Source organism: Mesorhizobium sp. M00.F.Ca.ET.216.01.1.1, from assembly GCF_004010325.2.
Classification (GTDB): Bacteria; Pseudomonadota; Alphaproteobacteria; order Rhizobiales; family Rhizobiaceae; genus Mesorhizobium.
The window spans coordinates 47750-68412 of the sequence record NZ_SADR02000019.1; the positions used below are offsets into that span (position 1 = coordinate 47750).

22 protein-coding genes and 2 pseudogenes are annotated in these 20663 nt (G+C 61.0%); 3 read left to right on the top strand and 21 right to left on the bottom strand.

Translation table 11 applies throughout. The annotated features are described in order from the left end of the window. Window positions 1-2: 2 nt before the first annotated feature. The 6 genes from EN859_RS23095 to EN859_RS23120 all read right to left on the bottom strand — a co-directional run bounded on the left by EN859_RS23095 (window position 3) and on the right by EN859_RS23120 (window position 5620). Complete coding sequence (locus EN859_RS23095) at window positions 3-866, bottom strand: branched-chain amino acid ABC transporter permease (protein ID WP_127855067.1); 864 nt, start codon at window positions 864-866, stop codon at window positions 3-5. Beyond that, the gene (locus tag EN859_RS23100) at window positions 863-1570 is read right to left on the bottom strand and encodes an ABC transporter ATP-binding protein (RefSeq protein WP_127855066.1); all 708 of its coding nucleotides are present in this window, start codon (window positions 1568-1570) and stop codon (window positions 863-865) included. Before EN859_RS23100 ends, EN859_RS23095 begins: the two co-directional genes overlap by 4 nt. Next, a complete protein-coding gene (locus EN859_RS23105; RefSeq protein WP_127855065.1) occupies window positions 1570-2289 on the bottom strand; it encodes an ABC transporter ATP-binding protein in 720 nt (239 codons plus the stop codon). The genes EN859_RS23100 and EN859_RS23105 overlap by 1 nt, the downstream gene beginning before the upstream one ends. A gap of 77 nt (window positions 2290-2366) precedes the next feature. Next, window positions 2367-3647 (bottom strand): ABC transporter substrate-binding protein, encoded by a 1281-nt coding sequence (locus EN859_RS23110; protein ID WP_127855064.1) that lies wholly within the window; start codon window positions 3645-3647, stop codon window positions 2367-2369. Between the two features lie 39 nt (window positions 3648-3686). Next, complete coding sequence (locus EN859_RS23115; protein ID WP_127855063.1) at window positions 3687-4748, bottom strand: maleylacetate reductase; 1062 nt, start codon at window positions 4746-4748, stop codon at window positions 3687-3689. Beyond that, complete coding sequence (locus tag EN859_RS23120; RefSeq protein WP_127855062.1) at window positions 4745-5620, bottom strand: dioxygenase; 876 nt, start codon at window positions 5618-5620, stop codon at window positions 4745-4747. The genes EN859_RS23115 and EN859_RS23120 overlap by 4 nt, the downstream gene beginning before the upstream one ends. Before the next feature lie 91 nt (window positions 5621-5711). Here EN859_RS23120 and EN859_RS23125 point away from each other — a divergent pair, with 91 nt between their 5' ends. Beyond that, window positions 5712-6662: a LysR family transcriptional regulator gene (locus EN859_RS23125; RefSeq protein WP_127855061.1), complete on the top strand. Its 951-nt coding sequence runs from the start codon at window positions 5712-5714 to the stop codon at window positions 6660-6662. 17 nt (window positions 6663-6679) lie between these two features. Here EN859_RS23125 and EN859_RS23130 read toward each other — a convergent pair. From EN859_RS23130 to EN859_RS23145, 5 genes and pseudogenes are all read right to left on the bottom strand, one after another. After that, a pseudogene (locus tag EN859_RS23130) lies at window positions 6680-7045 on the bottom strand (IS630 family transposase); the annotation flags it as partial. Next, window positions 7015-7203, bottom strand: coding sequence for a hypothetical protein (locus tag EN859_RS38270; RefSeq protein WP_189502185.1), 189 nt, complete (start codon window positions 7201-7203; stop codon window positions 7015-7017). The gene EN859_RS38270 and the pseudogene EN859_RS23130, both read right to left, overlap by 31 nt. Window positions 7204-7364: 161 nt before the next feature. Then, on the bottom strand, window positions 7365-7643 hold the full coding sequence (locus EN859_RS23135) for a hypothetical protein (protein WP_127855060.1): 279 nt from the start codon (window positions 7641-7643) through the stop codon (window positions 7365-7367). A 720-nt stretch (window positions 7644-8363) separates the two neighbouring features. After that, window positions 8364-9242, bottom strand: coding sequence for an MBL fold metallo-hydrolase (locus EN859_RS23140; RefSeq protein ID WP_127855059.1), 879 nt, complete (start codon window positions 9240-9242; stop codon window positions 8364-8366). Then, window positions 9229-10734 carry an aminotransferase class V-fold PLP-dependent enzyme gene (locus tag EN859_RS23145; RefSeq protein WP_127855058.1) on the bottom strand — a complete coding sequence of 502 codons (1506 nt, stop codon included), beginning with the start codon at window positions 10732-10734 and terminating at the stop codon, window positions 9229-9231. Before EN859_RS23145 ends, EN859_RS23140 begins: the two co-directional genes overlap by 14 nt. A 93-nt stretch (window positions 10735-10827) precedes the next feature. On the opposite strand from EN859_RS23145, the gene EN859_RS23150 reads away from it, so the two are divergent. Together EN859_RS23150 and EN859_RS23155 are read left to right on the top strand one after the other, a co-directional pair. After that, window positions 10828-11310: an Lrp/AsnC family transcriptional regulator gene (locus EN859_RS23150; RefSeq protein WP_127855057.1), complete on the top strand. Its 483-nt coding sequence runs from the start codon at window positions 10828-10830 to the stop codon at window positions 11308-11310. A gap of 183 nt (window positions 11311-11493) precedes the next feature. Further along, window positions 11494-12075: a dienelactone hydrolase family protein gene (locus EN859_RS23155; protein ID WP_127855056.1), complete on the top strand. Its 582-nt coding sequence runs from the start codon at window positions 11494-11496 to the stop codon at window positions 12073-12075. A gap of 144 nt (window positions 12076-12219) precedes the next feature. Here EN859_RS23155 and EN859_RS23160 read toward each other — a convergent pair whose 3' ends face one another. The 10 genes and pseudogenes from EN859_RS23160 to EN859_RS23205 form a co-directional block, all read right to left on the bottom strand. Beyond that, on the bottom strand, window positions 12220-12912 hold the full coding sequence (locus tag EN859_RS23160) for an amino acid ABC transporter permease (RefSeq protein ID WP_127855055.1): 693 nt from the start codon (window positions 12910-12912) through the stop codon (window positions 12220-12222). A gap of 22 nt (window positions 12913-12934) precedes the next feature. Next, entirely contained in the window at window positions 12935-13645 is a 711-nt protein-coding gene (locus EN859_RS23165; RefSeq protein WP_127855054.1) for an amino acid ABC transporter permease, read from the bottom strand. A gap of 72 nt (window positions 13646-13717) precedes the next feature. Further along, the gene (locus EN859_RS23170; protein ID WP_127855053.1) at window positions 13718-14551 is read right to left on the bottom strand and encodes an amino acid ABC transporter substrate-binding protein; all 834 of its coding nucleotides are present in this window, start codon (window positions 14549-14551) and stop codon (window positions 13718-13720) included. A gap of 16 nt (window positions 14552-14567) precedes the next feature. Further along, a complete protein-coding gene (locus EN859_RS23175; protein ID WP_127855052.1) occupies window positions 14568-15308 on the bottom strand; it encodes an amino acid ABC transporter ATP-binding protein in 741 nt (246 codons plus the stop codon). Between the two features lie 54 nt (window positions 15309-15362). Then, window positions 15363-15926, bottom strand: coding sequence for a peroxidase-related enzyme (locus EN859_RS23180; protein ID WP_127855051.1), 564 nt, complete (start codon window positions 15924-15926; stop codon window positions 15363-15365). Beyond that, window positions 15923-16405, bottom strand: a complete 483-nt coding sequence (locus EN859_RS23185; protein WP_127855050.1) for a hypothetical protein — start codon at window positions 16403-16405, stop codon at window positions 15923-15925. Before EN859_RS23185 ends, EN859_RS23180 begins: the two co-directional genes overlap by 4 nt. Further along, window positions 16402-17871: an NAD(P)/FAD-dependent oxidoreductase gene (locus tag EN859_RS23190; RefSeq protein WP_127855049.1), complete on the bottom strand. Its 1470-nt coding sequence runs from the start codon at window positions 17869-17871 to the stop codon at window positions 16402-16404. Before EN859_RS23190 ends, EN859_RS23185 begins: the two co-directional genes overlap by 4 nt. Beyond that, window positions 17868-18839: a LysR family transcriptional regulator gene (locus EN859_RS23195; protein ID WP_127855048.1), complete on the bottom strand. Its 972-nt coding sequence runs from the start codon at window positions 18837-18839 to the stop codon at window positions 17868-17870. The genes EN859_RS23190 and EN859_RS23195 overlap by 4 nt, the downstream gene beginning before the upstream one ends. A gap of 197 nt (window positions 18840-19036) precedes the next feature. After that, window positions 19037-19258: pseudogene (locus EN859_RS23200) on the bottom strand (zincin-like metallopeptidase domain-containing protein); the annotation flags it as partial. 325 nt (window positions 19259-19583) lie between these two features. Then, window positions 19584-20021, bottom strand: coding sequence for a VOC family protein (locus EN859_RS23205; RefSeq protein ID WP_127855047.1), 438 nt, complete (start codon window positions 20019-20021; stop codon window positions 19584-19586). Between the last annotated feature and the right edge of the window lie 642 nt (window positions 20022-20663).

Below are 20663 nucleotides of genomic sequence, written 5' to 3' on the forward strand. Positions count from 1 at the left end.
ACTCAATCCACAGCACGCGGGAACAGGCCGCGCGGCTTGAGCAGAAGCACGAGCAGAAACGCCAGATGCCCAGCCAGGATCTGCCATTCCGGATTGACCGCCGCGCCAAAGGTCTGCGCGACGCCGATGACGATGCCGCCGAACAGCGTTCCCCACAGCGAACCGAGGCCGCCGATGATAACCGCCTCGAAGGCGTAAATCAGCCGCGCCGGTCCGATGGTCGGATCGAAATTCGCCCGCGTGCCGAGATAGAGCGCGGCGATCGTCACCACCACCATGGCGATTCCCGTCGCTGTGGCGAAGATATTCTTCGGCCGAATGCCCATCAGCCCGGCGGTGACCGGATCGTCCGAGATGGCGCGGAATGCCCGGCCGAGCGATGTGCGGTAGAACAGCTGGTTGAGCCCGATAATCACCGCGACGGCCGAGGCCAGGGTCAACAGCGGCATGACGCCGACATTGATCGGCCCGAGCGCCACCGAGGCGGAGTCGAGCCCGCCGACCGGGATGCGCCGGCTGTCGGCGGTAAAGCCTTCGAGCAGGCCGTTCTGGATGACGATCGACAGGCCGAAGGTGACCAGCAGCGGCGGCAGGATATCGGTGCCAAATGTTCGGTTGAGCAGATAGAACTGCAGCGCCCAGCCGATGGCGAACATCAGCGGCATCGCCACCAGGGCCGCCACGAAAGGATTGAGCCCGAGCGCCGAGACCATTACCAGGATCAGGAAGGCGGCAAGCACGATGAGATCGCCATGCGCCAAGTTGACCAGCCGCATGATGCCGAAGACGAGGCTCAAGCCCGCCGCAAACAGCGCGTAGAGGCCGCCCAGCAGAATGCCTTGGACGATCGTGTCGATCCACATCATGCGCCGGCTCCGAAATAGGCGGAGTGGATCTTTTCGCGCGTCAGATCCGATGGTGCGCCCGAGAGCGTGATGCGACCTTCCATCAGGCAGTAGACGCGGTCCGAGACCTTCAGCGCCTGGCCGATGTCCTGCTCGACCACGACGAGCGAAGCGCCTGCGGCACGAATGCGCGGAAAGGCAGCGTAGATATCCTTGATGACGACCGGCGCCAGGCCAAGGCTGATCTCGTCGCACAAAAGCACGCGCGGGTTGGACATCAGCGCCCGGCCGATCGCCACCATCTGCTGCTGGCCACCGGACAGCGCGGTGCCGGGATTTCCGCGCCGCTCCTTCAGGATCGGGAACAGCTCGTAAACGGTCTGAAGGCTCCAGTGCCCGGCAACGGCGCGGCCATAGCGGCCGATCAGCAGGTTCTCCTCGACGCTGAGCGAGGGAAACAGTTTTCGCCCCTCCGGCACCATGGCGATGCCGCGCGCGACGATGTCGGGGGCCGGCAGGGCACCGATCGCCTCGCCGTCGAACAGCACGGCGTTCGGCTGGTTGGCCAATATGCCCGCGATCGAACGCATCAGCGTTGTCTTGCCGGCGCCGTTGGCGCCGATAATGGCGATCGTCTCGCCTGGATCGAGCGCAATGTCGACGCCGAATAGCGCCTGGAAGTCGCCGTAGCTCGCCGTCAGTCCCTTGGTTTCGAGCAGCGCCATCAGACTTCGATCCCGAGATAGATCTCGCGGACCTCGCGCGACGCCATGACGGTGTCGGGCGTGCCCATACCGATGATCTTGCCGAAATTGAGCACCAGCAGCCGCTCGACCACCGAGTTCAGCGCGTGCAGCACATGCTCGATCCAGATGATCGACATGCCGCCTTTGTGGATCGTGCGGATGGTTTCCACCAGCAGGCCGCATTCGCCTTCAGTCAGGCCGCCTGCGATCTCGTCCAGCAACAGCACCTTGGGCTCGGTCGCCAGCGCGCGTGCCAGCTCCAGCCGTTTGCGCTGCAGCAGGCTCAAGCCTCCGGCCGGATGGTTGGCGCGCTCGATCAGCCCGGTCTCGAGCAGGATTTCGGCGCACCGGTCGCCAACCTCGGCCTCCGTCTTTCGCGCCCCGAAGGCGCCGGCCACCAGCAGGTTCTCGAACACGGTCAGCTTCTCGAATGGCTGCGGGATCTGGAAGGAGCGGCCGACGCCGGCAAAGCAGCGTTGCATCGGCGGCAGGCGGGTCACGTCCTGGCCGTCGAAGCGGATAGTGCCGGCGTCGACAGCGATGTTGCCGGTGATCAGGTTGAACAATGTCGACTTGCCGGCGCCGTTCGGCCCGATGATGCCGAGCGCTTCGCCCTGCCGCAGCTCGAACGAAACCGCTTCGGCGACCGTCAGTGCGCCGAAGCGTTTCGTGACATTGGAAAGTGCGAGGATGGACATGGGTCAAGTTACTGCGGTTGCGGGTTCACTCCCCACCGGTAAACAAACCGGCGAGGAGCGGCCTTCGTTCAAACAGCTCAGCTTATCGTTTCCATCGTCCCGCCTGTCGGAATGTCAGGCGCGGTCTTGTTGTCGGTGATGACGAGATCATAGCCGCCATCGTCCTTCAGCCGCCACTGGCCGCCGACCAGGGGCGTTTTGGCGACGTTTTTGGCGGCAAAGGGCGGCAGCTTGCCACCGTCCCAGGCGATCGGCCCGACCAGCGTGTCGAGCTTGGTCGCGGCGATTGCCGCCGCCACCTTGTCGCCGTCGCCGGCTTCCTCAGCTCGTTTCATCACATCGACGGCGATTTCGAACAGCGCATGGACGAAGCCGATCGGCTGCGTCCACTGCCGGCCGGTGGCCTTGGTGAAGCCTTCGGCGACCTGCGCCGAGCTTTCGCCGGTCAACGACGACTTGAACGGATGGTTGGGCGTCCACCAGACTTCCGACGACAGATTGTGGCCGGATTTGCCAAGCGCCTCGACCGACTGCGGGAACAGGATTGCCTTGCCGATCGACGCCACCTTGGGCGTAAAACCCTGCTGCTTGGCCTGGTTCCAGAAGGTGGTGAAGTCGGGCGGGATCATCACGCCGGTGATGATCTCGCAGGAGGCGCCCTTGAATGCGTTGATCTGCGCCGAAAAATCATCGGTCAGATTCTGGTAGCGGCCGGTGTCGGTCAGCCCGTAACCGCCCTTGGCCAGCACCGGAGGGAAGCCCACCGTGCCGTCGCCCCAGGCGTTGCCGTCGCCGTCATTGGGGAACAGGCCGCCAACCTTTTTGTTGGTCTCGACCTGCGCCCACATGTTGGTGAACACGGCGATGACGTCCTCCAGCCCCCAGAAGAAATGGTAGGCGTAGTTGAACAGCTTCCACGAGGCCGGGTCGCCGGGATTGCCTTGCTGGCCGATGAACCAGGGTTGCCATGGCGCCACTGTCGACAAGCATGGCACCTCCTCGGCCTCGCAAGTGGTGGCGACCGGGTTGGTGGTCTCCGGCGTCGAGGCGACAAGCATCAGATTGACCTTGTCGTTGACGATCAGTTCCTTGGCGACTTCCGCCGCGCGGTTGGGGTTCGACTGGCTATCCTTGACCACGACCTCATAGTTGAGGCCGGCAGCCTTGGTGGCGGCAAGGAAACCATCGATGATGAACTTGTCGGCTTCGGCGAAGGCCGCCAGCGGGCCCGACTGCGGGCTGACATAGCCGAGCTTGATCGGCGCATTCTGCGCGATCGCCGGCATGGCGAGGCCCGATGTGCCGGCAAGCACACCGGTCGCGGCGGTGTTCCTGATGAATTCGCGTCTGGTGATCATTGCTGTTCCTCCCTTTGTTACCTTCAGCTTTGCTCGTCTTCAGTCCTGCGGGCGTCTTCCCTCCCACGCGTCCTGCAACAGGGCGCGGATTGCGGCGCGGTCGAAGGGCCGCGGATTCCAGTATGGATTTTGCGTGGCGATCCCGGCGGCGCGGTCGAGGTCTGCCTGCTTGAGGCCGAGTTCGCTCAGTGTCAGCGGCGCGTCGATGGATTTGGCGAAATCGTGGAGGCCGCCACCGGCGCTGCCGCCGAAAATGTCGGCGACCGGCTGGAGCAGTTCAGGCACGGCGGCGGCGTTGAAGCCGATCGTGTGCGGCAGCATTACCGCATGGGTCTCGGCATGCGGCATGTCGAAGGAACCGCCCAGCGTGTGGCAGATCTTGTGGTGCAGCGCCATGCCGACGGTGCCGAGCACCGTGCCGCACAGCCAGGCGCCGTAAAGCGCGTCGCCGCGGGCATCGAGGTTCTTCGGCTCCTTCACCAAAGCAGGCAGCGCGGCCTTCAGCGCGCGCAGCCCTTCGGTCGCCATTAGCGTCGACACTGGATTGCGGTCCTGCGCATAAAGCGCCTCGGCCGCGTGCGCCATGGCGTTGAGGCCGGAGGTGACGCTCATCGCGACTGGCAAGCCTACTGTCAGCTCCGGATCGTAGATCACCACTTCCGGCAGGATCTTTGGGTCGCGCAGCGTGGTCTTCACGCCACCTTCGGTCTGGCCGAGGATAGGTGTCACCTCGGAGCCGGCATAGGTGGTCGGGATGACGATTTGCTGCAGATCTGTGCGCCAGGCGATCGCCTTGCCGAGGCCCGTGGTCGAGCCGCCACCGAGCGCGACGACACAGTCTGCATCGACTTCCTTCGCCTTGGCCATCGCCGCTTCGGTCACTTCGACCGGCGTGTGCATGGCCGCACCCGAAAAGGTGCCTGCCGCCAGCGTTCCAAGCGTCTTCGCCAGCGCCTCGCCATCGGCCGCCTGGTGCGGCGTCGACAGCACCAGCGCGCGTTTGCAGCCGAGTTTTTCGACCCAGCTTGCGACATCGGCCGAGGCGCCATTGCCGAACACGATATGCGCCGGGCTGCCGGAATAGGTGAAGGCTTGCGTCATGCCGCCCGGCTCCCCTTGCGGGCCATAACCATGACGAAGCCGAAGTCGAGCGCCCAGCTTTCGCGGCCTTGCCCAGTGACGTGGTTGAAGTCGCCGACCAGTTCCGGCTTGACGCCGAACAGAGCGTCCTCATCGAGGCGCGGGTCGCCACGCTCGAACACTTGCGTTGTCAGCGTCTCGAAATTGTCGGCGCGGATGAGGAAGTGCAGATGTGCCGGCCGGCTGAGCGGATAGCCGATGCGGCCGAGCAATTGGCCGACCGGCCCGTCGTCGGGCACGCCGTAGCCAGCGGGCTTGACCGTGCGGTAGTGGAAGCGCCCCTCTCGGTCCGTGGTGAAGACGCCGCGCAGGTTGAATTCCGGCTGCAAATCGGGCTGCTGGTTCTCGTAGAACCCTTGCGAATTCGCCTGCCAGGTTTCGACCGTCGCGCCTGCAATCGGCATGCCGTCGAGATCGGCGACGCGCCCTGAGACAGTCAGCGGCGCACCGACGCCGTCGAGGCAGATGTCGGCGCCGAGCGGCAGCCGTGGCGCATCGGCGCGATAGAACGGCCCGCGCCCGGTGTTGGGCGTCGCACCCTTCGGGCGGCGTGAATTGATCTCCTCGACGAGCGCGGTGACGCCGAGCAGATCTGAGAGCAAAACCCATTCCTGCCGCTTCTCATCGCTGGCGTGGCCGATTTCGGTGAGGAAGGCGATGGCTTGCCGCCAGTCAGCAGCGGTGGGGCGGGTTTCCCGAACGATCTGGTGGAGATGGTCGACGACGCTGGCCAGGAATTGCGGCAGAGGCCCGGCCTTGGCCCTGAGCAGGCGCTGGGCGACCAGTTCTGACGAGTTGGTCTCATTGAACGATGATGTGCCGGCCTGCGCCATGGTCCTCCCCGGTTTTTACCTCGTGGGGAACCATAACGCAGGCCGTGCAGGAAGATGATGATTTCTCCTCAGATTAACATATCATATCGTTATGAAGCTTGACGAAAGGCATCTAATTCAGCTCGCGGCGGTGGTCCAGGCCGGTGGGGTCACCGAGGGCGCGGCGTTGATCGGCCTGTCGCAGCCGGCCGTCTCGCGCACTTTGTCGATGCTGGAGAAGCGGCTGGGCGAGCCGCTGTTCCTCAAAGGCCGCCGGCCGTTGCAGCCGACGCCGCTCGGCCGGGCGCTCGCCGATCATGGCCAGGTCATGCTGGCGGCATCGCGCAAGGCTTCGGATATCGTCGCCAATTTCAGCCAGGGACGATCGGGCGTGGTGCGGGTCGGCGGCACGCCATTCTTCATGGATGCGCTGATCTCCGGCATGATCGCCGATTTCCAGAACGCCTATCCGGATGTGCGTGTCGACCAGAGCTACGGCTATCTCTCGGATTTGCGCGCCGCGATCAACGCCGACCGCATCGATCTTGCCGTGTGTCCGATCGACATCTTGGAAGAAGGGTCGGGCATGGAATTCCGCGAGATCCTGCCCGGCCGCAATGTCGTCGCCTGTCGCGCAACGCATCCGTTGCTGCTGCGGCGCAAGTTGAAGACCGGCGACCTGCTCGACTATCCCTGGATAGCGCCGCCGCCCGGCAGCCCGCTGCTCGAGGATCTGCGCAGCTTGCTGCTGTCGCTCGGCGCCACGGAGATAAAAATCCGCTATTCCGGCGGCTCGCTGACCAGCGCCATCAACTACATGAAGGAAACCGACGCGCTGACCGTGCTGCCACATAGCGTCGTCTTCGCATTTCGCAAGGAGAAGTCGATTACGGCGCTTCCGGTGGCCATTCCGCATCCTGAGCGGGCGCTCGGTCTGCTCAGGCTTGCCGATACGCCGCGTGCGCCCGCCGTAGATGCTTTCGCCCGGCACATCCGCCAGAGCTTCGACAATCTCAAGCACCTCATCAAGCGCCATGAGCAGGCGGTTGTCTGGGGCGCTTAGAGTGCTCAGCCACTATCTAGAAAAGGTTTGAGTTTCTGGTTGTGCTCGACGAGGAAGCGGTTGATTGCCGCCTGAAGGTCGACGACGGAGTGGAAGACGCCTCGCTTGAGACGACGCTTCGACAATTTGGCGAAGAAGCCTTCGACCGCGTTGAGCCACGAGCACGAGGTCGGCGTGAAGTGGAAGGTGAAGCGCTGATGGCGATCGAGCCAGGCACGCACTTTGGGGTGCTTGTGAGCGGCGTAGTTGTCGAGGATGACGTGGACGGCCTTGCCGGCCGGCACTTGCGCGTCGATGGCGTTGAGGAAGCGGATGAACTCCTGATGGCGGTGTCGCTGCATGTTCTTGCCGATCACGGTGCCGTCGAGCACGTTGAGGGCGGCTTTTTGTTGGCAATCATATACGTGAAATAACCGACCGTGATGGCACACCCTATCGAAATGATCGGCGGGACGAATAGGATTGTCGCCCGAGCAATTGCCTGCCAGCGTTTAAATAGGCTGGCTTTGGGAAGTTCATCCTCCTCAATAAGGTCAGCCATTCCACTCTCCCCGAGCGTTTGTAGGACGCTACTAACGATGCCCTACATTAGTTAAAATGCGGATACAGCTCTATCGGAGGATTGAGGATAGATGCGCCGGCCTAACCCGCGGCGCGCGGTCGCCGGCTGAGGAAACCTGGGGGCGTGTCTATGAGGCGGTCCTAAAAGCGATCGTTCACCGGCGTGATCCGGGCATGTCCGAACAGGAGAGATGAGTTGCGCTCCAGCCGCACGATCGAAGGAGGCTTTATGCGCATCCTCTGGCCCTCCGCGAAGGCTAGGGCGAAAGATTTCAGTGCGAAGGAGTAGGTGCGCTCTTCGTCATCTTCGACCACGTGCACGAACCATTCGCCGTCGGCCTCAAACAGTTCAACTCGGGTTCCCAAGAGCCCGCCATAGCTGACCAGATAACCACGGACATCGCGTTGGGGATTAGGCACTGCTTTCCTCCCTTATGTCGAAACGGAACGATGGTACCTTTTCTCCTCAATACGAAACTATGACATACCTCACATGGCTTTCGCCTGCCAGCAGCAATGGGCGGCGCCGCACAAATGGGAAGGGAAAGGCGCAGCGCCAAAAACCTCCCGCGGGCCGTCCGGCGCGGGCAGCGGGATTGCCGCGAAGCCGGACGTTGAAACCCACGCAGAAATGAGCCACGGTCTTCAGGCTTGCGCCCTCGACATTGTCGTGTCGTCCCTGGCCATTGGGCGGCTGGTAAGGTTGAGGTGTGAACGCCTCGCCACGCGAAGTTGCGCGTTTAACGTCAGTATTGTAGATGCTCGCATCGAGTGCAATCACCTCCCTACTTGCCCTCCACTTGGCGAGCAGAGAGGATAGCCTTCGCACCTTCAAGAAATAGGCGGTGACATTCGCCCAGTCGCCTGCACCTCGCCGCCGATGCTTGAAATCACATCGGCCCAACCTTGCGTCCGCCGATTCGGGCCGACGGCCGGGAACGCTGAAACCGGTCTGCAGCTGCGGACAGATCGAGTCGAGACGCCCGTCCGCTTGGCCCCGCATCAAGGCGGGACGGATGACGGTCCTGGCTGAGTCATTGTAGCGGATGGGGCGATGCGAGCGCTTCGGCCCCTAATGTCCAGACAGTGATCCTGAACCGATCGCGAGCAGGAACTGCTGGGAGAGAACCATCCACTTCGTTACGAACCCCAGACCGATCCTGGCAGCGCGTCGAGCGGGATCTTCAGATAACGGCGGCCATTTTCCTCGACCTGAGGCAGTTCCCCTCCGCGGATATTGACTTGCAGGGCATGCAAAATGAGCTTTGGCATCGGCAATGTCCTGTCGCGGGCCTCTCGAAGTCTGATGAAGTCGCTCTGTGATTGGCCGGCGACATGCGGGTTATTTTCTTTCTGCTCCGCCACCGAACTTTCCCACAGAGCCTGGCGCCCTCCCGGCATATAGTCATGCCCGGTGAAGAGGCGGGTCTGGTCGGGCAGGCTCAAAATGTCCTGAATCGACTGCCACAGGTTGGCTGCACTTCCGCCTGGAAAATCTGCGCGGGCGGAGCCGCTGTCGGGCATGAAAAGTGTGTCGTGAATGAACGCTGCATCGCCGATGACATAGCTGATCGACGCCAATGTGTGTCCTGGCGAGTGCATGACGCGGGCTTCTAACTCGCCAATGTTGAACGTCTCGCCGTCGCAAAACAGCCGATCCCATTGTGAGCCGTTGCACGCGAGATCCGGGCAGTTATAGATCTGTTGCCAGATCTGCTGCACTTCCTTCACATGCTCGCCGATCGCTGTCGGCACGCCGGTGTGTGACTTGAGGTAACGTGCGGCCGAAAAGTGATCTGCATGCGGATGGGTATCCAGAATCCACTCGAGCTTCAGATCGTGGCTGTTGACATAGTGGAGGATGACGTCCGCATTTGTCGTTGTTGTCGAGCCAGACTTCTCGTCAAAATCGAGCACCGGGTCGATGATGGCGCATTTACGCGTATTTGGGCATGCAACGACATACTGGATGCTGCCCGTGCGAGCATCGTAGAACCCAGCGACTTCAGGCTTTTGCATAGGCTGTGGCATCTTTGGCTGCGGCTCGCGGAAAGAATATCGCCCGGCTCGGATCGACGTCGTAGTCGGGTTCGAAGGTCGTTGCATCGGCCGCAATCTGCGCCACTGAATCGAGAATGAACTGTACCTTCTCGTCGGGTAGCAGGACGCTGAAATTCAGCCGGATGAACCCGGGTTTTTTGATTTCGTCTCCGGAGAGAATGGCTTGCCTGATCTCCTCGGACTGCTGGTCATCGATCGACAGCAGTCGGTGGACGTATGGCCCGGCACAGGCGCAGCCACCGCGAGCCTGGATACCGAATCGGTCGCTCAGCATGCGCGTGATCAACTGCTGGTGGACGTAGCCGCCCTTTCCGTTTTTCACCCGGAAGGAAAAAAACGGCAGCCGGTCAGGGTCGGATAGACCGAGGAGCTCCAGGTGCGGCACGTCTTTCCAAGCGCGGAATGCACGCTGCGCAAGCTCGCGATTGCGCGTTACCATCGCATCAAGCCCGATCGCATCCTTGACCATGAACGCCAGCGCGGCTCGTATGTCGCCGACCACGTTCGGCGTGCCGGCTTCCTCGCGGGCCTCAAGACTATCGCTGTAATCGTGTGTCTGCGGCGACACGAACTTCACCGTCCCGCCACCTGGCCATGACGGTTTTTTTGTCGAAAGTCCGTCGCGACGAAGGATCAAGATCCCGGAGGCACCGGGACCGCCGATGAACTTGTGAGGCGAAACAACGATGGCGTCGATCTCTGCATCGGGGGCGGGCGACATGGAAATCGGCACATAGGGGCCCGCGCCCGCATAGTCCCAGATCATCTTTGCACCGGCAGCCTTCACAATCGTGGTGATCGTCGCGACATCGCTGGTGATACCCGTGATGTTCGATGCAGCAGACAGCGTGCATATCGTCAGATCTGGCGATCCGTCGCGGAGCGCATCTTTGAGAAGGGACAGGTCAGGCCCGCCGGACGGATGCTCGGCGATTTCAACAATCTCTGCTCCGCTTTCCCGCCAGGGCAAAATGTTGGAGTGATGCTCGTAGGGGCCGATAATGATCCGAGCGCCCTTGCCCGCGGCGGCGGCTTCAGCGACGCCGAAGAGCTTAACGAGCCGGTTTATCCCCGACGTCGCGCCGGAGCCGGTGAAGATCACGGCATGCCGTTCGGTGGCCCCGCAGAACCCACCGATCAGTTCGCGTGCCTCCCGCCGCATCCGGGTCATGAATCCTCCGCAGTAGGAGGCTTCCGTGTGACTGTTGGCGTAGTAGGGGAGCACCTCCTCCAGAACGAAGCGCTCGATCTGGTGGAGTGCGCGGCCGGATGCGACATAGTCGGCGTAAACCAGGTCTTTTTTCCCGTACGGCCCAACTATTTTCGCGGTCGACCCGACGAGCCCAGCTCGAAGGTCTCCAGTCACGCCGGCCTTTTTCAGACTCTGGCGGAACTGGGAAAGCGGGGTTTCGGTCTGTCTTACCGCTAGGCGAGCAGCGTCCACGGTCATTCTCCTTGGCTCGGATATTGACACAGATCGTAACCTGCTCCACGGTCAAAAAATTCACCTATTTTCTGCGAATTTCTGCAAAAGACGTGTCAAATGAACGGTGAACTAAAGAAAATTGACGCATTTGATATGAAGATTCTGACGGCCATGCAGATCGACGCGAACCTCTCGCAGCGTGATCTGGCGGAGAAGGTCGGTCTCTCTCAAAATGCTTGCTGGCGGCGGCTCCAGCGCCTCCACTTTCTCGGTCTGATACGCGGATCGCACAGCGATATCGATCTCCAAGCGCTGGGGCTCGACCTGACCGTCTTCGTGATGATCCGCACTCGCCACCATTCCAAGGAATGGAGTGAAGGCTTCCGTGCTCATGTCGAACGGCTGCCGGAGGTGATCGATTTCTATCGGATCGGCGGGGAGTGGGACTATCTGATCAAGGTCGTGACGAAAGGCATGTCCGGCTACGATGCGTTCTATCAGAAGCTGATCACGAACTTCGACCTTGCGACGGTGACGGGCTTCTTTTCGATGGAAGCGATCATCAACAATCGTCCGGTGGATCTGAGCAAACTGCGATGAGCCAGCTTATGCAGTCGAATCTTCGTAAGCGCTGTTCTGTCCCACCTTCCGGTTCACGGTCTGATCGTCGATGTTCGGGGTCGCCGACGTTACTTCTGTAACGTGTCCGCACACTTCCCGGCAAGGCGATGACGCGGTAGGGTGCCCGAACGTGCGCCCGACCATCCCACCCGGAGGCTCCGTATGGCCGAGGTCTTGTTGTTCCACCACGCACAGGGGCTGACCCCGGGTGTGCGCGCGTTCGCCGACGACTTGCGAGCCACCGATCACATCGTGCACACGCCTGACCTGTTCGACGGACGCACGTTCCAGAGCATCGATGAGGGTCTCGCCTACATCGGTGAGATCGGATTCGACGACATGCGGGAGCGCGGCGTCCGCGTCGCCGACGAACTGCCTCCCGAGCTCGTCTATGCCGGGTTCTCGTTCGGTGTGCTGCCGGCGCAGAAGCTGGCACAGACACGGCCCGGAGCCCGCGGAGCCCTGCTCTTCTACTCTTGCCTGCCGATCAGTGGCGAGTGGGCCTTCGGACCCTGGCCAGACGGCGTCGCGGTCCAGATTCACGGCATGGAAAACGACCCGATCTTTGTCGGCGAGGGCGACATCGACGCCGCCCGCGAGATCGTGGAGAAGGTCGAGGACGCGGAGCTTTTCCTGTACTCCGGCGATCAGCACTACTTCGCCGACAGTTCGCTCCCGTCGTATGACGCGGATGCGACCGCGCTACTCACCATCCGAGTGCTTGAGTTCCTGGATCGCGTCTGATCCGCAAATCCTGACTGTAAGCCCGTGCCATCCTCATCTTCCGCCGCTCCGCGACAAAGACTCGCACGCCTCAGCCCAGCCGCGAATCCCACTCCGAATCTGAGACGCCTGAACGTGTTCTAGACAGTTGCTACGAGGCTACCCTTAGGTCCGTACCCTAAGGGCTCGCTCCGTCCTGTCGGCGATATGTGTGACGATATAGGCAATCACCATGTAGATCACCACGGCAATCACAAAGGCTTCGAGGTAGTAGAAGTTCAGCGCAGCGGTCAACTGGGCCTGCGCAAAGATATCGACAACCTCAATTGCAAACCCAAGAGAAAGCGCCTTCATGATAACCATGAACGAGTTGGCGAGGTCCGGAATCGCCGCGACGATCACCTGAGGAAGCAGGATCCGCCGGAACAGCTGGCTGCTTTTGTAACCTAACGAGTGGGCCGCATCTGCTTGGCCGGTGTCAAAGGAGTTCAGGGCTCCCTTTACAATCTCCGCTTGGAACGCAGCCACACAAGCGGTCAACGCAACGATGAGGATGACCCAGTTAGGGGTTGCGTGGGCGTTGAACTTTACCCCAACCAGTGACGCCAGGAACTGGAGTGCCGGGGGGAGACCGTAATATGCGAGGAAGATCACGACCACCATTGGGACGCCTTTGAAGGCGACCTTGTACGCCACTACGAGTTCTCGCAGTACGGGTACCCGTCTATGTTCAATGAGCGCAAACAGGCTGCCGATGATCGTCGCGAAGACGAAGATCGTGAGCGCCATAGCGAGCGTCACGGGCACCGCGCCCAGGATGCTCCACAGGTCCGGGAGCAAAACATCGATATCAAACATAGGATGATGACCCTCTCTTCGATCAGACGCTCGCCATGATCGTGATCTTAGCTGGCGCCGCCGCTTTCGGTGCGAACTTCGAGGAGCGAAGCTCGAAGAAGCGCACGATGAGCCACGCAATCAGACACAGCAACGAATAGATCACCGCCAGCACGACATAGGTTTCGAACTGGTACTGGTTATAGTCTCGCTCCATGACCAAATGCGCCGTTGCCATCACGTCCGCGGCCCCGATGTACATGACCAGCGCAACATTGTGGATCAGGTAGATGATAGAGTTTCCGTAGCCCGGCAATGCGATGTACACGGCCTGTGGGCCCACGATGCGCGTGACCTTCTGTCGAAAGGTATATCCCAGACTGTCCGCCGCATCATGCTGGCCACGATCGACGGCCAGGTATGCCGGCCGCATGACCTCTGACAGATATCCTCCGTGATAGAGGCTCAATCCCACCATCGCAGCTATCGTAGCCGAGAGGAAATCTTCGACGCCGAACAGGCTTACCAGCAAGGGAAGCCCGTAGAACGCGACGAACAACTGGAGCACGACGGGAACACTGCGGGCATAGGATACGTAGAGATCGGCCAATTGACTGATCACTGGTACCCTGCGAACCCGGAATGTCGTCGCGATCAAAGCCAGGCAGAAGCCGACGATGAGGGCCACAAACATAATCGCGAGCGTCAGCGGCAAGGCCGAGAGTAGCTCGGGAATCATTGTATTAAGATCCACTTCGAAACACTCCTTCTTGCACTTTCAGCCTTGACGTTGACCATACAACGACTCGTTTAGGGTCAGCTTTCGCTACTTCATGTAGGTCGTGACGTCCTCGCCGAACCACTTCTGCGAGAGCTTGCTCAACGTACCGTCGTCCCTCAGCTCTTTGAGCACCCTGTTCACGTCGTCAACCAGGGCCTTGTTTTCATCCGACTTGTGAATCAACAGGTAGGTGTTGTTGATGGAGACCGGCTCGCTCGCCTTGATGTCGAGTTTCTGATTGTCGATGACGGTCTGCTCACCCAGATTCGACGGCAGAACCAGCGCGTCGTACTTGCCGTTCTGGACTTCCTTCAGGCGATCCGGGTACGGGACACCGGCGCTCGATGCGGTGATGTCGATCTTGTAGCCTGGGTTCTCTTGCTGCCACTTGGTGACAAACTTGTAGACACCGCCGCCGGCCGTGACGGGCACGATCTGCTTGCCGACCAGATCTTTCATTCCGTTGATGTTGCTATCCTTGCGGCTATAGATCTTCATCAGACTGGCACCCAAGGGGTTGTCCGGAATGAGGAACTGCTTTTCGCGTGCGGGCGCCCTGTAGTAGCCACCGGACGCCATGTCGTATTTCCCGGTGGCGAGGCCGGTCTCCTGCGCAATATCCGCGGCGCCTTCCATTTCGAACTTGTACTGGGGCAGCTTTGCGTTGATCGCTCTCAGGACGTCGGGCTCATATCCTTGCGGTTCAGTGCCGATCGCGCCCCACGACAGCGGCTTGGATTCTGCCGCTGTCGCAATCTTGATGGTCCGGACGGTCGTGTCCTGACCATAGGATCCGACTGCGGTTGCAAGGGCAATTGCGATGCCGCCAACGACGGCGATGCCGAACCGACGGCGCAAAGTTGATCTGATTGAAGACATTTCTCAGGTATCCTTTCTACTGGAGTGTGCGTTCAGAATTGAGGAATTGGGCAAGGCGCGGGCTGGAAGGCGAATCGAAGATTTCAGTCGGGCTGCCGTCGGCAGCGACGACGCCCCGATCCATGAAGACGACTCGGTTTGAGATGTTCTTTGCAAATTGCATCTCGTGGGTCACAAGGAGCGAAGTAATTCCTGACGAGGTGACATCTTTGATCACCTTCAAAACTTCACCAACGAGTTCAGGATCCAGCGATGAGGTGGGTTCGTCGAAGAGCATCATATCCGGTCGAACCGCCAACGCACGTGCGATGCCGGTGCGCTGGAGCTGGCCGCCTGAGAGCTGCGACGGGTAGCTGTCTCGCTTCGCGGAGAGGCCGACTCGTTCAAGCTCTTGCAGAGCGATTTCACGCGCCTCGTCCTTGGACTTGCGCTGCACCACCACAAGTGGATCCATCACGTTCTGAATGACCGTCATGTTCTTGAAGACGTTGAATTGCTGAAAGACCATGGCGGTCCGGAGCCGGATCGCCTGGACCGCGGTCTTGTCTGCACGCCGGTAATCCATCCGAATCTGATCAAACGTGATAGTTCCAGATGCCGGCTTAGCCAGGTAGTTGATGCACCTCAGCAGCGTGGTCTTGCCAGTGCCACTCGGGCCGATGATCGAGACCACGTCACCGCGTTTCACCGAGAGATTGACGCCGTTCAGGATCTGTGCGCTTCCGTAGGACAGCTTTAAATCTTTGAGTTCAAGCATCTGGTTGGTGTCCTTTCGGGTGTGAGACGGGTGCCTTGACGGTATGCAACGTCATCACCCGCTCTCGGCATGGCCGAGAACGTGCATCAGCCGGTTTGCCCAGCCGAAGATCGAGATGGCGTGGATCAGGTCGATGATCTCGATGTCATCCATGCCGACGGATCGTAGCGAGGCGATATCGTCCGCCGTCGCCTGCGATGGCGCCGCTGATAGGCGACGGGCAAGGCTGTAGATTGCCGCATCGCGTGGCCCGAGCGCTTCGGGTTTGTCGAGATAAAGTGCGGTGACCAAATCATCGCTGTTGGTCAGCTCTGCATGCCGGCGGGCGTGAACAACGGCACAGAATTTGCAGCCATTGACGATCGAGGCGCCCAATGCGCCAAGCTCGCGATCGGGACGGGCAAGCCCGCCTTCGACATACATGATCGCATTGAACAACACGGTGCGGGCAACATAGCTCTCGGGATCATGTACAAGCGTGCGCACATATTCCGAAACCTTCTTGGCAGATGGCGTGACCTTCATCGCATCGAGCTGTTCGGTCGTGGCCTCGGAAAGCTCGACCGGTGCGATGTGCGGATGCCAGGTCAGCGGCTTCAGGCGAACCGAGGAAATCATGCCGACCTCATCAATCGCAAGCCGGTCGCCACCCGCGTCTGGAAGTTGACGAAGGCAATCAATTCGGAGAGTGCGACGATCTGCGGATTGTTCAGTCCGGCCTGCGCAAGCCGGGTGATATCGCTCGCCTCTGCCTTGTTCGGCGTCAGCGTGATCAGATCGACATGACGGGCGATGGTCGCCAACGGTTCGTCCAGATCCGTTGCTCCCTGGGCCAGGGCCAGAAGCTGCTCCGTCGGATCAAGGTCAGCCAGCTGTGCATTGTATTCGACCATCAGGGCCTGGTCGGCATTCAGGGCGGCCATGCGACGGGCCAGAGCAACCCGCAAACTTGCCGCGAGCCCGTGATCGTTTGCCGGCAGCAATACAGAGAGGAGACATTCCTCCGCCCCCTGCACGAATTCCGGCCGAAACCGCCGTGCGCTGAAAAGAGCATCGTCCGGTGAAAGACCGGCAGCCTTGTCCATGGCGTCGATCACAACGCGGTCTCCTTCTGTAGCAAGGGTGTTGAATCGACCCATTCGTCGCCCTGGAGTTCGGGGGTGTCGTAAGCCACCAGATTGGCGAAGTGGGTTTCGACGTCTTCGGCAAACAGCGATGCAGCAATGCCGCGGACCAGACGGTCAGCACCGGCACTGACTGCCGGGATATCGCCGGAGACCTTGCCGTGGGTCAGCATGGCGGCGTCGTTGAAGCAGTGGATATGCGCCAGCATCGGGCAGGAACCGGGGACACGTTCCTGGAACTCGAAGGCAGGACCGAGATCGGGTGCCTCCGACATGCCCTTACGAGCCGGCCCCATTTCTGGCGTATACCGACCATCAGACCAACTGCGGATATGTGGAGCGAGCGCTGCAAACTCCGGGCGGCCTTCGAAGTCGTTTGAAAAGCCGGTTGCCGCGATCAGGAAGTCGTAGCGCATCGGCCCTTGCGTGGTTTCAATCAGCAGGCCTGCCGCATCTTCCTTTACCGCGACTATGCCGCAGTCGAGAAAGAACCGGGCATTTGCGTGGCGAGACACCCGAAGCGTCGATGAACGCGGCGGCGGCGTCTGGGTCGAGGCAGTGTAGTCGAAGAATTTCCACTTCCAGGCATCGGGCAAGTGATGCATGCCGAGTACAACACCCTGGCTGCCGATGCCGGTCAGCTTGTTGATGCGAGGCATTTCCTTGCGCCGGATCAACATGTCGACAGCGCCAGCGCCCGCCTCAAGTGCCGTTGCGGCATTGTCCATGGACGAGGCGCCTGCGCCGATCACCGCAACGCGCTTGCCTTTCAGCGCGTCGAAATCGATGTCGTCGGCAGAATGAGCCCAATAGGTGCCATCGATACCCTTGAGGAACTCGGGCACGGCAAAACCGCCGAGACCGGACCGACCTGTGGCCAGAACCAGACGACGGGTTAGAACCCGGCCCGTTTCGGCGCCCTCGATATCGATCGCAATCAGATCACCGGCGGGCGCAATGCCGGTCATGCGCACGCTGTTGCGCACCGGCAGAGCGAGAATTTTGCGGTACCAGACCAGGTAATCCATCCACTGGCCCCTGGGAATCTTGTCCAGCGACTGCCAGGCCTCAACGCCCCACTGCGCGGTAAACCAGGCGCGGAACGTCAGCTGCGGCAGGCCGAGCGACGGACCGTGCAGGGTCTTCGGTGACCGAAGCGTTTGCATGCGGGCAAACGTTACCCATGGTCCTTCGAGCCCGGCCGGAGCCGCATCGTAGGCGACGACGTTGGTGATCCCGGTCAGCACGAGCTTTGCCGTGGCCGCAACTCCGCACATGCCGGCACCGATGACGACGACGTCACGAACCGGCACGCCATCGTACGAACGCTCGGGGACCCAAGGCTTGGCGGGCAGCTCAAGAAAGTCGAGATCCTGCGCAAGCTGTGCTTCGAGCGCAGCAAGGCCCGTCGACACTGGCGGGGTGGGGGTATGCTTCATATCCCAGTTCCGTGATTTGTGCCCGATGCAGGACCGGTCACCAATTGGCCGGCCAAGCCCGGATCGAGTCTCCTGAAACCGGCGATCGACCGCTCCGCCACCGCTTCGACTGCATCCATCAACGCCTGCGCGACCGGGCGAAGTGGCTGTTTTTCGGCAGCCAGAACGCCCCAATAGAACGGGACGGTCACATCGATCGGGCGAATGACGACGCCAGGCAGGCTCAGGCCATAGGCCGTGACGGGGTCGATGATTGCCGCGACACCTGTCTGACGCACGATCTGCAACGCGCCGTAGGAAATATTGGTCCGGATCACCGGGCCGGTCTCGATGCCGCGGGCCGCCAGTGCCCGGGCGATGTGCAACTGAAAACGCAGCGGATTGAGCATCGTGACGAGGCGACGACCGGCAAAGGTCGAAAGCGGCACGACATCGCGTTCAGCCAGCGCATCGTCCTCGCGGACGGCAACAACATCCGGCGCCGAATAGAGCCGCAAGACATCCAGACCGGGCGTATCGAGCGGCAGGCTTGAAAACCCGATCTCGGCCCGCCCGCAGCGCACTTCCTGGGCGACGATCGAGGGGAGAAACTGCCCGAGATGCGTCTCGTGCGGAAGTTCGGCACCCTGGAGCTCGGCCATGGCCGTCGGGATCAAGCCAGTCCCGATCGCAGAGGTTGTGACGATCTGCAGGATCCGCCCCTTGCCGGCGGCGATCGTCTTGGCCCGCGCTGCAAGTTCGGTGAAAGACATCAGCAAGCGCCGCGCTTCCTCCTCGAAGGCGACGCCCTCTTCAGACAACTGCACCCGTCGACCGACCCGGTGCAGCAATTCGAAGCCGAGCTCGGCCTCGAGATCCTGAATGGTGCGTGTCACCGCAGGCTGGGAACGCCCGAGCATATCGGCGGCCTTGGTAATGCTACCGCTGGCAGCAACCGCAAGAAAGGTCTGGAGATCTCGAGTTTCCATGACCACCTAAATGCATATTTTGTATGATTATGACCATCTCATTCATTTTTGATATATGTCAAGCGGAAACGATGATTCCCTCTGCATTGTATTTTTTTGCCTATTTTATAGGCGGAATCCGTATCGGAAATTGGCCACATCGCGACTCCATGTCTGCGAAGCTAAGCCCACCTAGGCCCTCGTCGTGGCCGCTCTGGTTAACCTGCTTGCCTCTGCAAGACTTGGGGCTTCCTGTCGGCGGCCGGAGGGGCGGTGAGATACTCAGCAGCGGCCTGCGGTTTCGCACCGGCCGTGATGATGGCCCTCTTGTCATTTTTAAGGACAGCGAGCCAGCTCGCCAGATAGGCGGCTGTGTTGTCGCGCGGATCATGCGCCACGCCTAGGTCGGCACATAGAAACGATGCAGTGAGCTCGGCCACATATCCTGACAGTCCAGCCCTTATCTGAAATATTTGCGCAGTGAAGGCGGTGCGAAAGGAAGCGAACCAGACAAGGACGTCATAGCCATAGGCACGAAGCGAATGGCGGGAGCGAACGCCGTTGAGTGGGAGGTCACGGAAGAAACGATCCAGATCAGGATCGTAAAGTGCCCGTCCCGGAGGATCATCGGAACATGGGTGTCGAGGCCGTCCGCTGATCGGCGCTCCTGAATGGTGATGCTCGAAACCGGCGTTACATTGTCCACCCTTTGTGAGACGCGCTCGCTGACAATGGACGCTCTTCCTCATTGTCTTCGTATTGCGCTCAGCTGAGTTCTTGGGCGAGTCCGATGAGAAGCCCTTCAGGCCCGCGGATGTAGCAGAGCCGATACGCGTCTTTAAACTGCACTACTTCGCCTACGAGCTGCGCGCCGCGCTTGCGGAGCCTTTCAAGCGTCTCGTCGATGTCGTCCACGGCGAACATGACGCGGAGGTAGCCTAGAGCGTTCACCGGGGCATTGCGGTGATCCGCGACGGCAGGCGGCGTGAGGAAGCGGGAGAGCTCGAGCCGGCCGTGGCCGTCCGGCGTGCGCATCATGGCAATCTCGACGCGCTGATCGCCCAGTCCAGTGACACGTCCAGCCCATTCTCCTTCGATCGTGGCCCGCCCTTCGAGCTCGAGGCCGAGCTCGCGAAAGAAATCAATCGTCTCTCCGAGGTCATCGACGACGATTCCTACGTTGTCCATCCGTTTGAGCGCCATGTGTCCAATCTACCCAATCTACAAGTGTCATCTAGTCTAACAACGGACAAGTTGTTCAACCTTCCCCCGGCCCCCCATCCGGGGAGCCCGCATCAACGAAGGAGTTCAACTTGCCCAGCGCTGTCCAGGCCGGCCTCCGCCAGCTATGTGGGAGCGCTGCGGCCGGCCTGGATAACGCCTCCGTCAGTCCTGTTGCATCGACGTCAGCAGGACACTGGGAGTCGGTGCAGACTGTCAAGATAAGGCAACGGGCTCCTCGACGGCATAGCCTTCACTGCCGATCACCGCCCGAAGGCGAAGCCGAGGGTCGGCGCCGATCCGCGTCGATCCTGCACGGAGCGCGGCCCTGGCCGTGCTGAGGAAGGACGGGGAAACCGATTTTCTGCTTGCAGGGGAGCAGAGGCGCCCTCTCCCCCCCTTTCATGAATGACCCTGGCCCGTCTGCGGGCCGCGCCGTGTGGAAGCAGGCGCGGCGCCGTCGGTGACGACGGCTGATTGTCATTGCCAGGCTTGCCGTCGAACTCGACCCATCCGACCAGGTTGCGCAAACCTGACCAGCTGCGCATGGCCGGGTGCTCCCACCTATCTGAACGCGGGTGAAGGAGTGTTCGGCGCAGACGTTGATTATGCGCAATTTATCAA